An 8735-nucleotide genomic window follows, 5' to 3' on the forward strand; every position below is an offset into this window, starting at 1 on the left:
GCTTGAATGTAAGTTTGATATTTATGTACATTGTTTCGACGTTCCACAGCAGTACCCGGTCTCGTAGCTCATAAGTAATTGCAACACACTTCAGCACAACTAACGTCTCTTAGGAGACACAATTACTCTTGAAAATTTAAGAAATATAGGAAATATTATGTCTGCAACTACTGGTACAGTAAAATGGTTTAACGAGTCTAAAGGTTTCGGTTTCATTCAACAAGAAAACGGCCCTGATGTTTTTGCTCATTTCCGTGCTATCACAGGTACTGGCTTTAAAACGTTGGCCGAAGGTCAAAAAGTTGAGTTCACTGTAACGCAAGGCCAAAAAGGTCCACAAGCTGAGAACATCGTAGTACTTTAATCATCAAATAATTAGAATTCTACAAAAAAAGCAAACCAATAGGTTTGCTTTTTTTATGTCTGGAGTTTGAAGAACAGTAGATAATTAGGAGCTTAGTAGTTGCTTCGTACTTACTTGGAATGGCATTGGGCGGTGAACAGTGAACCTATGCCCAATGATACCCCCCCTTTATTAATATAAACCTAAGCTAGAATAGTCAGCACTGTGACAACCATTAATAATAGACATTTACCAAATCTGACAAAGAGCCATATGCCACTAATGGCCACTTATAGCCACTAATGCCAATAATGGCCATTAGTGGATTAATATAAATTGAAACGATTTTGTCCCCGCAGGTTTTAAAATGTGCTTCGAATACCGACATCCATGCCTTTCTTCGAGCAACATCTGGACGCCACGCGCAACTCTGTGAAAAGACCTCTGGGAAGATGGTGCAACACAGCTTGCATCTAATCGGCTCAAAGTGCCAAATCGGTTTAAACTACCATTTTCTAGTAATTTACTATGTTGTTGGTAAATCAATGACTCTGAGCTAATTTGGATATCTCGTAAACCCTTCACATTCCTCACCAATCCTATGAAAAAAAAGGCTTCCCTAATATTTTTTCAAACCGTGCTATATAAAATTCATTCTGAGTAATGCATTTAACGGCTGAATCATTCACAAATCTAAACACCTAAGATAACCCCTAGGATGCATCAAACTTAGTTCCGATAATTTTAATGAACAAATGATTTGACCCCGCTGCTCATGGCAGTCACAAAGAATCTGTCACAGGTTCTGGAAAAGCATTATACCGAATCAAAAATCATCAGTACGATTCACTGGTTATAATAGTAAAATATAACCAGTGAATCTTATTTCTATGACTGTCTTAGGTTCTTGCTCTAAAAGGGGTTCACAGGAATTTCTCCATTTTGTATATCTTTAAGTTCCACCAATACTCAATAAACCTACTTTTCACACAGACTATGCCAAAAGGAGTCGTTGCCGAGCAGCTCAGAGAACAACCTAAATTAGCCTCTTGGAAAATCGGTTTGGTCAGAAAAAAATTTAGCGCAAGCCTAAACTGCCAGCACCATTTGAAAAATGGATAACTGTCAGGACAAGCCTGAGCTACTAAAGGTAATCACACTACTACAACTAATTACGTACCAATGAAATGCAAAACAGCGTTGTGAACCTGTTTTGCTCTAGAAACGTCAAGAAAAAGATCCCATATAAAAATTTTAAACCAACGGACTTTAGTTTTTATTAGTGTACTAGAACCCTCTGCCTTGATCACACACTTACCGCCTTTAAAACGTATTGTAAGTTCATTTGGTGATGAATCAATACCTTTAAGTTTAATACTACTCATCATCGAAAGTTCAAAGTGAAGAACCCTTTTTATACCTAATAGATTTATACTTTTAAAAATCGAGCTTTGTTTTGCCATTGTTACTGCTACCTTTATGTTATTGTTTAATGTCTTAAAAACTATGGAAAACGGCAATCGGTTAACCTAGGCCCTCCCATAAACGCAACCTTGACGTAACAAATTAACCTAATGGATTGTCTCTTGTTAAGTTCAATCGCTTTAGCAATATTTCGTTTGTTTTGTTCCAACTTCGCGCTAATGTCAAGAAACTGATTGATGCCCTGGAATTGAATAACCGTATTATCAAATAGGTCTTGGTCAATGCTTGCAGCAGTTGCATTCACTAGAAATGTTTTACCCTTGTAATCTCGATCTGCTCTCGCTTCATTCTGGTTATAATCTCTATTTAGAGTCTTTAATTCTACCTCTTCATAAACAGGACTAGCTTCAGGAGGCGAAGCAACGACGGTTTCTAGTGATTGATTATTACTCTTACTACTAGGCACAGAACTCTCATTCCCACCATTAATTAAAACTATAAGAATAAGCGCTAACCATCCAAAAGATATAACTCTAGTTCTAGTTGAATAACCGGATTTCAAAGTTACCCAGCTAAAAATATAGGGCATAATAAAAAATGCCAATGCCAATGCCAAGACCGGGACCTATGTCATGTTATTCTTTAATTTCCATACTTTTTCCTTTGACTTTTTGCCGTGGACTACTCTAGCAATCATGCCCTTCTCAAGTGAGTCAGCACCTTCAATTACTTTAGCTTTGGAAAATTTTGCTTGAGCGCTAAAAACTGCTACTTCGCCAACCAACTCTTCTTCGCTACCAAGCTCCTCCCCTGTATCTGGGTCAACAAAGGTTTCGCCTAGGCTAAATATATTCAGGTGGTCCCCTTTTTGTAAAAGGCCGTTACCGTAATTAAGCATGATGTCGCCCTTTTTTGTAATAGCGACGATTTTGATTGGGTATATGTTTGAAACTATTACATTAGTTACATTAATAGAAGTATCTCTCATTACCTGTCCAAGTAGAGCGCTACTACTATTATCCCCACCGCTAGCAAAACCATTAACATTAAGAGAATTTCCGCCTTGGGCCTCAGCCCTAACGCTTTCTGCGAAGCCAATTGAACCATCAGCAACCTTCAAAATACGAATATCTACTGCCATTGAAGCAATGGTTTTATCAGAGGAAAAACCTTTTTACCTTCATAGGCTTAGATGTTTCACCGTACACACTGATAGCACCAGTTACAATAAAATCGACACCCGCTAAGTTAAGACCATCACACTCAAAACCACCATTGGCACCCCCCCCTAAGCTAAGTCCCTGCTCCTTTAGTATCTCAGCCATTCTATCTCTTTCAATAACTTTGAATTTTCTGGTTTTGACTAAAGCCGTAGTAAGCATGTCGACAAAAGCTCTAGTATCCTCCCGTGAACACTTGCCATAAGCACCGTATCTTTTTTATTTTCGCTACTATCTTTCGCCCTGTATTCAATCTCACCAATTGCTATTGTTATTTTTTCGTTCACTTCTGCAAAAACCGAGTGACTACATAGAATCCCAAATGCCAATATAACAGCCATCAATTTGTTCATTTTACTACTCGTTGTTGGCATCATTGCCTTAACTTATCAATAGAGATAAATTTGAGCGAATAGACTAAATAGTTTCATAAAACTAATCTATAGGAAGTTTTCCTAGTAAAGTGCCTGACTGAGTTTTTATGTGGTCATCAAAGTTAGTTTATAAAATAATTGACTGGGTTATTGTGTATTCTCAGATTTTGATGTTAGGCTGATGTTAATCCGCAGTCAGTGGGCTAATTGCTTAACAGGGATAGTTTGTAAGATGAAAAATATTGTATTGGTAGAAGACCACCCCTTGGTCAGAGAAGGGTTAGAGCGCTTAGTTACATTGAAGGGTGACTATGCTGTCATGGGGTCTTTTGACAGTGCCGAAGCTTTACTTACCACTGCTGATTTATTCGCAATTGACTTACTCATCACCGACATTCAACTTGGTGACATGGATGGTTTATCTCTTGCCGAAACCCTGAAAAAAACCCACCCGGCCATTAAAATCATGGTGCTTAGCATGTATGAGTCGGCTTTCTATATCTCCCGCGCTCAGTCGATAGGGATTGAGGGTTATATTTCTAAACGAGGCGCTTCCGCTAACTTGATGCAGGCGGCAGATGCGGTGCTGCAAGGGGAAGCTTATTATGAGGCAGTATTAAACGCACAATGCGCGGATGAACAAACACACTTGCAAGTTTATTTGCAGTTGACCGGCAGGGAAAAACAAATTTTCATACATTTAGCGCAAGGCCACAAAATCAAACTCATCTCTAAAGAACTCAATATTGCAGTCAAAACAGTGCATGCACATAAGCAAAATATCTTTCAGAAGATGAAAATCAACATCGACTTTGAGACCACGCGCATAGCCTTAAAGTTAGGATTGATTGACTTGGCTGATGTGTAGCTTTTCTAATGAAATGGCAACTTGAGCAGCGCCATTGGCGGGTATTTTTTTTCGGCATAATGTAGTCATAATACTCGCTGCAAGTTTAGGGTTTTATTTGTCGTGGTTTGCTACCTTAAGTTACAGTTTAAAAGACGGACTTGCCTCTTGGTACTTCCCCGCGGGCATGTTGGTTGTTGCTATGCTGCACCTGCATTTTCGCTATTGGTTGGCGCTGTTTGTAGGAGCCCGAATAGGGCATTATCTTTACTTGGGAGTTCCCGAACTTACGACAGTCCAAGATGCACTTTGGATGTTAATACTGGCCGTGGAACACCAGTTAGTGCCAATGCTAGGTATCGTCTTTATCAAACTCAAAAAAATCCCAATACGGTTAGACTTGGTTTACTCTGCCATAGCCATCTTGGCAGCGGCGCTTTTTTATCGGGCCGTGCGTTTTTTTCAGTATTATATGATGGATACCCAAGCACTCTATAGTGGTGTACCTGATAAGCAATTATTCGAAATGTTCGCGCTGCATATCGTCACCGGCTTTGTGGCCATATTTATTTGCCTCATCCTGGCATTTACCATTAGGGATGTCCCTCGATATTGGAGGCGTTTTACACGTCAGGAAAAATACTTACTGGTTTCCCAATTACTCGGTGCGCTAATCGCCGTGTTACTGCTTTATCAATATCAATCCAGCAGCCTCTATCTGCTTAAAATGATTTTGTTCATTCCCCTGATTTGGTTTTCTTACTGATTCGGTTGGTCAGGCGCAATGTTATTTGTCTGTGGCCTAATATTAATGAGCCTAGCCTTGCTGTTTCAAAGTGCAGACGCATCGCTTATTCTTGCTTATCAACCCTATATTATCAGCTACAGTCTGGTTGCTATCTTGGTAGGTGCACTGGTCAATGAAAATAACGGAATGCAACAGCAGCTGCTGTTGCAAAATAACGAACTTGAGGTAAAAAATACCGCACTGCAAACATTAAATACTAAAATCCAAGGGATAGCTGAAAGAATGACCCAAGTGCGGGAAAATGAACGAAAAGTATTATCTCAGACCTTACATGATGAGTTTGGACAAAGTATTACCGCGATGAAATTAGGTATTTATATTGTCGAGCAAAAATCCCCTGACGTCGATTTAGAGTCGCTTGCCATCGTTAAAAAAAACGCAGAGGAAATGTATAACAATGTGTATGACTACTGCACTGGTTGCGCCCTAGAGTGATGGATGACATTGGGCTAAAGCAAACCATTATGGGTAGTTACTTCAGTGATAAAATGGAAGTCCTTAACATACAATATCATCCGCAAGTGAGTGGTGATGTTGAAAGGCTGTCAGAAAGCCAAAAAGTAGCCATCTTCAGAACGCTGCAGGAGGCGGTGACCAATACCCTTAAGCATGCCAATGCAAAGCACTTTTATGTTGACCTACACATAACACCAGCAATGTTATCTTATCCATTGAAGATGATGGTCAGGGCATGCCACCTCATGCCGCTTCATCAGGTGGCGAGTTCGGCCTACATGGTATTGAAGATAAAGTGATAAGTTTAGGGGCCATGTTCAAATTGACAGTGATAACACGTTTAGGATTGTTATCACCTTGCCTTTGCGGGACAACGCTCAGTAGTTGGTTTTTCTAAATTGTTCATAGCAGACTGTGCAGACCGGGGGCAGGTCTTGTATTTTGCAACAAAGCCACTTATTTGAAAATGAGCAAAGGAGAGTCAGTCATTGACTCATTAAAACTATTCAAAAAAGGGGAAAGCTATGGATGCACTATGACTTGAAAGGGCAGGTTGTCTGGAAATCGCTGTGAGGAGCCGGATAGCAGATAAATAATGGCTGGCAGGTGATGCCGAATAAATGTATCTGTGATAAATCACCGATTTTCGACGAAAAATTCACGAGTCAAAATAGTGTAAAAAAATTTGACCGTGCGCTGTAATTTGAATGTTCTGAATGTCTCCTGAGCGCTCACAGCCGTTTATCAGATTAAGTCAAAACCTATTAATCCAAACTGTCTGTTAGGATATGTGCTACTTCACCTAAGCAGTCTAAATTCTTTTTCTTTCTCTTTCTCTTTTGCTTTTTACTGTTTCTTTCTTGCTTTCTACTAGTCCCTGCTTTTACTGAGCCATTGACCTATTCCGTTAACTCACCGCGTAAATTGGCAATTAATTGTCTTTTGATGTGATTTGCTGGCATGTCTTTGCTGAGTAAATAATGTAACTTGGCCAAAGCGGCTTCAGGGGTCATGTCTTGGCCTGACACTACGCCTATTTCTCGTAATACATGGCCGTTAGCATAACCGTTCATATTGACTTTGCCACGCACACATTGAGTGCAATTCAAGACAATCACACCTTGTTGATCTGCAATGGATAATTGTTTCAACAATCTTGCGTTCTGTGGGGCGTTACCCACTCCAAAGCTAAGCAAAATAAGGGCTTTAACCGGTTGTTGTAAGATGTTTTTAATCACATCAGTACTGATACCTGGGTACAAGGTTACTACACCAATAGGCTGGGATTCAATTTGACTAACATGGAGGTTTTTTGTGGTGTCTATGCCCAATAGTTTGTTGTTAACCTCAATGTTAATACCTGCTTTGAGTAATGGCGGAAAGTTAGGTGAATCAAACGCATTAAATCCATCGGCATCTAGTTTGCGGCTACGATTGCCTCTAAAAAGCTGATTATTAAAAAACAAGGTGACTTCAGCAATAGGATAGTTAGCTGCTATGTACAACGCATTAAGTAAGTTGATCTGCCCGTCAGAACGCAGCTGGGCAAGGGGGATTTGCGAGCCCGTGACAATAACGGGTTTCCCCAAATCTTCTAACATAAAAGACAACGCTGAGGCTGTGTAAGCCATAGTGTCTGTGCCATGTAGAATAATAAAAGCATCGTATTGAAGGTAGTTTTGCTGGATATCATTGGCAATTTTTTGCCAATCAGATGGACTCATATCAGAAGAGTCAATTAAGTTATTGTATTCGTGTATGGTAAAGTCGGGCATTTCGCTGCGATGAAACTCGGGCATATTAGCTAAGGTTTGAGATAAAAAACCTGCTGCAGGAATAAAACCTTGAGAGGAGGGGCGCATACCAATAGTGCCGCCGGTATACGCTACATAGATGTGTTTTTTCATAATGATGTTTTATTATTATTTTTAACTACTGTAACGCTTGTTCTCGAAATTTAACCAATAATTCCATTAAATTAGAGGTGGAAAGATTGGTCTACAAATATGATTAATATAAGTGACGTGCTCATAATGAACACTAAGAAAAGTATGATGAAAAATAGGCTAATGGGATGTTTGTTATTGGTATTTTGTGCCAGCAGTTTGGCTGCTCCCAATGTATTGCCCATGCGCGAACGCGCGCAACTCATCACACCAGATTTTAGATGACAGATTACAACACTTTATTACCAGGCCTGATGCGCCGCGAAGGTATTGATATGTGGGTGTTGATATCACGGGAATATAATGAAGACCCAATACTTAAAACCATGCTCCCTGCCAACTGGTTATCTGCGCGCAGGCGCACAATTCTTGTACTTTTTGACCCCGGTGAAGGGAAACCCATCGAACGTTTAGCCGTTGCAAGATATGCAGTGGACACCTTATTCAGAAAAATCCTGGGATAAAGAAAAACAACCTAATCAATGGGACAGTCTTGTTAAGTTAATTAAGCAGAAACAACCCAAAAAAGTGGCGGTTAATCAATCGAAACATTTTGCATTAGCAGAGATGGGATCACTGCCACAGAATATGAGGCGTTCAGCCAAGCCTTAGCTAAACAAAGTGAGACTCAACTGATATCGTCGGAAAAATTGGCCATCGCCTGGCTTGAAAACTCGTAGTGAGATGGAAATGCAGGTTTATCCAAATTTGATTGAATTAGGTCATCAAGTGATAGCTGAAGCCTTTTCGAATCAAGTGGTAAAACCGGGGGTGACTACGACAGACGATATAGTGTGGTGGTTAAGAGAGAAGGTATTAGATTTAAGGTTACAAACGTGGTTTCATCCCACTGTATCATTACAGCGTTCAAGCAATGAAAAGTTTGACCACTTACAAGCATTCAGTGAGCGGCCTAAAGCGCAAATCATTATGCCCGGTGATTTGTTACATATGGATTTCGGTTTGAGCTATTTACGCCTTCATTCAGATCAACAGCAACATGCTTATGTGCTTAAACCCAATGAAACGGACGTTCCACTTTATTTGAAAAAAGCCTTAGCCAGTGCCAATCGTTTGCAGGATATATTTACTGCCACACTTCAAGTTAGGTCGCACAGGCAATGAAGTGTTAAAGCTATCACGTCAACAAGCTATCAAGGAAGGGATTAAACCTTCAATTTACACCCATCCCATTGGATACCATGGACATGCTGCAGGCACTACTTTGGGTATGTGGGATTCCCAAGGTGGTGTGCCAGTGCAAGGGGATTACCCCCTACATTTCAACACCGCATATTCTATAGAGCTCAATGCTG

The 8735-nt window shown here is 40.1% G+C and carries 12 protein-coding genes and 2 pseudogenes; 9 read left to right on the plus strand and 5 right to left on the minus strand.

Annotation, left to right across the window (positions count from 1 at the left end; genetic code table 11):
- Nucleotides 1-157 precede the first annotated feature (157 nt).
- Nucleotides 158-364: a cold-shock protein gene (locus Q0Y52_RS07250; RefSeq protein ID WP_007617424.1), complete on the plus strand. Its 207-nt coding sequence runs from the start codon at nucleotides 158-160 to the stop codon at nucleotides 362-364.
- Between the two features lie 1151 nt (nucleotides 365-1515).
- Here the strand turns inward: Q0Y52_RS07250 and Q0Y52_RS07255 are convergent.
- The 4 genes and pseudogenes from Q0Y52_RS07255 to Q0Y52_RS07270 form a co-directional block, all read right to left on the minus strand.
- Nucleotides 1516-1806 (minus strand): hypothetical protein, encoded by a 291-nt coding sequence (locus tag Q0Y52_RS07255; RefSeq protein ID WP_297819981.1) that lies wholly within the window; start codon nucleotides 1804-1806, stop codon nucleotides 1516-1518.
- 41 nt (nucleotides 1807-1847) lie between these two features.
- A complete protein-coding gene (locus tag Q0Y52_RS07260; protein WP_297820027.1) occupies nucleotides 1848-2357 on the minus strand; it encodes a hypothetical protein in 510 nt (169 codons plus the stop codon).
- A 36-nt stretch (nucleotides 2358-2393) separates the two neighbouring features.
- Nucleotides 2394-2909 carry a hypothetical protein gene (locus Q0Y52_RS07265; RefSeq protein WP_297819983.1) on the minus strand — a complete coding sequence of 172 codons (516 nt, stop codon included), beginning with the start codon at nucleotides 2907-2909 and terminating at the stop codon, nucleotides 2394-2396.
- A 16-nt stretch (nucleotides 2910-2925) separates the two neighbouring features.
- Nucleotides 2926-3168, minus strand: a pseudogene (locus tag Q0Y52_RS07270) (CsgG/HfaB family protein); the annotation flags it as partial.
- 426 nt (nucleotides 3169-3594) lie between these two features.
- Between Q0Y52_RS07270 and Q0Y52_RS07275 the strand changes: the two are divergent.
- The 4 genes from Q0Y52_RS07275 to Q0Y52_RS07290 are packed head-to-tail and all read left to right on the plus strand — an operon-like array spanning nucleotide 3595 to nucleotide 5772.
- Nucleotides 3595-4230: a response regulator transcription factor gene (locus Q0Y52_RS07275; protein ID WP_297819985.1), complete on the plus strand. Its 636-nt coding sequence runs from the start codon at nucleotides 3595-3597 to the stop codon at nucleotides 4228-4230.
- 34 nt (nucleotides 4231-4264) lie between these two features.
- Entirely contained in the window at nucleotides 4265-4975 is a 711-nt protein-coding gene (locus tag Q0Y52_RS07280) for a hypothetical protein (protein ID WP_297819988.1), read from the plus strand.
- A gap of 45 nt (nucleotides 4976-5020) precedes the next feature.
- The gene (locus Q0Y52_RS07285) at nucleotides 5021-5452 is read left to right on the plus strand and encodes a histidine kinase (RefSeq protein ID WP_297819991.1); all 432 of its coding nucleotides are present in this window, start codon (nucleotides 5021-5023) and stop codon (nucleotides 5450-5452) included.
- Complete coding sequence (locus Q0Y52_RS07290) at nucleotides 5452-5772, plus strand: hypothetical protein (protein ID WP_297819994.1); 321 nt, start codon at nucleotides 5452-5454, stop codon at nucleotides 5770-5772. The genes Q0Y52_RS07285 and Q0Y52_RS07290 overlap by 1 nt, the downstream gene beginning before the upstream one ends.
- 600 nt (nucleotides 5773-6372) lie before the next feature.
- Here Q0Y52_RS07290 and ansA read toward each other — a convergent pair.
- Entirely contained in the window at nucleotides 6373-7380 is a 1008-nt protein-coding gene (gene ansA / locus Q0Y52_RS07295; protein WP_297819997.1) for an asparaginase, read from the minus strand.
- Nucleotides 7381-7506: 126 nt separating this feature from the next.
- Between ansA and Q0Y52_RS07300 the strand changes: the two genes are divergently transcribed.
- From Q0Y52_RS07300 to Q0Y52_RS07315, 4 genes and pseudogenes are all read left to right on the plus strand, one after another.
- On the plus strand, nucleotides 7507-7644 hold the full coding sequence (locus Q0Y52_RS07300) for a hypothetical protein (RefSeq protein ID WP_297820000.1): 138 nt from the start codon (nucleotides 7507-7509) through the stop codon (nucleotides 7642-7644).
- Nucleotides 7641-7883 (plus strand): hypothetical protein, encoded by a 243-nt coding sequence (locus Q0Y52_RS07305; protein ID WP_297820003.1) that lies wholly within the window; start codon nucleotides 7641-7643, stop codon nucleotides 7881-7883. Before Q0Y52_RS07300 ends, Q0Y52_RS07305 begins: the two co-directional genes overlap by 4 nt.
- A 202-nt stretch (nucleotides 7884-8085) precedes the next feature.
- Nucleotides 8086-8544: a hypothetical protein gene (locus Q0Y52_RS07310; RefSeq protein ID WP_297820006.1), complete on the plus strand. Its 459-nt coding sequence runs from the start codon at nucleotides 8086-8088 to the stop codon at nucleotides 8542-8544.
- A gap of 1 nt (nucleotide 8545) precedes the next feature.
- A pseudogene (locus Q0Y52_RS07315) lies at nucleotides 8546-8735 on the plus strand (Xaa-Pro aminopeptidase); the annotation flags it as partial.

Source organism: uncultured Paraglaciecola sp. (genome assembly GCF_943787955.1).
In the GTDB taxonomy this organism is placed as follows: domain Bacteria; phylum Pseudomonadota; class Gammaproteobacteria; order Enterobacterales; family Alteromonadaceae; genus Paraglaciecola.